This is a genomic window from Streptomyces boluensis, from assembly GCF_009908195.1.
Classification (GTDB): Bacteria; Actinomycetota; Actinomycetes; order Streptomycetales; family Streptomycetaceae; genus Streptomyces; species Streptomyces boluensis.
Window position 1 is genome coordinate 1 of sequence record NZ_JAAAHS010000674.1, and the last position, 1853, is coordinate 1853.

At 67.1% G+C, this 1853-nt stretch carries 3 protein-coding genes; 2 read left to right on the forward strand and 1 reads right to left on the reverse strand.

Going from position 1 to position 1853, the window contains the following annotated elements; all coding sequences use genetic code 11:
• Together GUY60_RS37325 and GUY60_RS37330 are read left to right on the forward strand one after the other, a co-directional pair.
• Window positions 1–194: NAD(P)-dependent oxidoreductase (locus GUY60_RS37325; RefSeq protein ID WP_281368682.1), on the forward strand; the 194-nt coding region annotated here is incomplete at its 5' end.
• 60 nt (window positions 195–254) lie between these two features.
• Window positions 255–1313 carry an IS630 family transposase gene (locus GUY60_RS37330; RefSeq protein ID WP_188133283.1) on the forward strand — a complete coding sequence of 353 codons (1059 nt, stop codon included), beginning with the start codon at window positions 255–257 and terminating at the stop codon, window positions 1311–1313.
• A gap of 7 nt (window positions 1314–1320) precedes the next feature.
• Here GUY60_RS37330 and GUY60_RS37335 read toward each other — a convergent pair whose 3' ends face one another.
• Complete coding sequence (locus GUY60_RS37335; RefSeq protein WP_161705943.1) at window positions 1321–1626, reverse strand: cupin domain-containing protein; 306 nt, start codon at window positions 1624–1626, stop codon at window positions 1321–1323.
• Window positions 1627–1853: the final 227 nt, after the last annotated feature.

A 1853-nucleotide genomic window follows, 5' to 3' on the forward strand; every position in this document is an offset into this window, starting at 1 on the left:
GTGGGGCGGGGCTCGATGTGTTCGACCCGGAGCCGCCGGGGGCGTCGCTGCGGGTGCTGCGGGCGCCGAATGTCGTGCTGTCCCCGCACGTGGGGGGTGTGACGCGGGAGACGGTGATCCGGATCTCGATCGCTGCGGCGCGGAACGTCGCGGGGTTCTTGGAGGGCACGCCGCCCCAGGACGTCGTCAACTAGTGGCTCGTCTCGGTTCGTTGGCCGGGTAATTGATCATGAGTGTTCGTCCGGCCGGTGAGCATGGAGGAGGGCCGTCGGCTGCAGCGGATCAGCCGGACCGCGAAGGACCCGGTGAAGTTGCGGCGGGCGATCGTGGTGATGATGTCCGCCCAGGGTCAGTCGGTGCCGGATATCACCTCGTTGATGCAGGTCAGCGCTGACTATGTGCGCGCTGTCATCCACGCCTTCAACGAACGGGGGTTCGAGGCACTGGACCCAAAATGGAGCGGGGGACGCCCCAGGACGATCAGTAGCGAGGTGCGCGAGCACATCTGCCTGATCGCACGGACGTCCCCCGCCGACTGGCACATCACCGCCTTCTCCACCTGGAGCCTGACCAAGCTGGCCGGGCACCTGGTGAAACAGTCAGTCGTCCCGGCGGTCAGCCGCGAGACCCTGCGACGGATACTGCGCGAGGGCAAAGTCTCCTGGCAGTCGACCACCACCTGGAAATCCTCGAACGCCCCGGACTTCATCGCCAAGATGCACCAGGTACTGGCGCTGTACGACACCCCGCCGGCCGATGGCCGGGTGGTGTGCGTGGACGAGTTCGGGCCGCTGAACCTGATGCCCCGCAAGGGCAAGGCGTGGCGTCCACGCCGCTCACCTCGTCGTCTGCGAGCCACCTACAACCGGTACGACGGGGTGATGCACATGCTCGCCGCCCTCGATCTGGCCACCGGCAAGATGCACTACCGGATCCGGCCGCGCAAACGATGGCGCGAATTCCTGGCCCTGCTCAAGGCCCTGCGCGCCCGCTGGCCCGGCGAGAAGCTGTACGTCGTCCTGGACAACTTCTCCCCGCACAAGCACGCCAACGTGCGGGCCTGGGCCGTGGCCAACGACGTCGAACTGGTCTTCCTGCCGACCTACGGCTCGTGGCTGAACTGGATCGAGTCCGAGTTCGCCGCCGTGCGCTACTTCGCCCTCAACGGCACCGACCACCGCAGCCACCACGAGCAGAACGCCGCCATCGCCGCCTACATACGCTGGCACAACGCCCAGGCCGGGCCGAAGACCAACTTCGCCCCGGACTCGCCCATCCGCACCTGGACCGAGTACCCGGCCAAGGCCGCCTGAAGAGCCGTTACTCCTCCGGCAGTTCCACGATCACCAACGTGCCCCGGCTTCCGGGGCGGACCGCGTGTGCAGTTCCCGCCGCCACCATGAACAGCTCGCCCGCCCGCACCGACACCGGCATGCCGTCCACCTCCAGCTCCAGCCGGCCGTCGAGGACCAGCAGAGCCTCGGCGGCCCCGTGGCTCTCTTCCTCGACCGGCAGCTCGTCCATGCGCAGTACCTTCACGCAGGCCGCCCCCACCGTGCCCAGCCTGCGAGAACTCCACGCCTCCGGCAGACCGGCCGCCGTCTCCGCAAGGTCGACCGCACTCATGGCACACCCCTCCTCACGGACCCGGTCGGTCATGCCTAAACAGGCCCGCACATAAAGATCAATGGATGCCTTGAAAGCTATCTGACCAGGAAAAACAAGTGGTCGACCGTTTGGCAAAACCTGTCGCCGGGTCCAGACCGAAGTCAACCCCCGGCCCAGGCCAGAGGCTCATCCATTACCCGTCCAACGATCCGAGACGAGCCACTAGGCGAGCTTCTCCCCTCCCC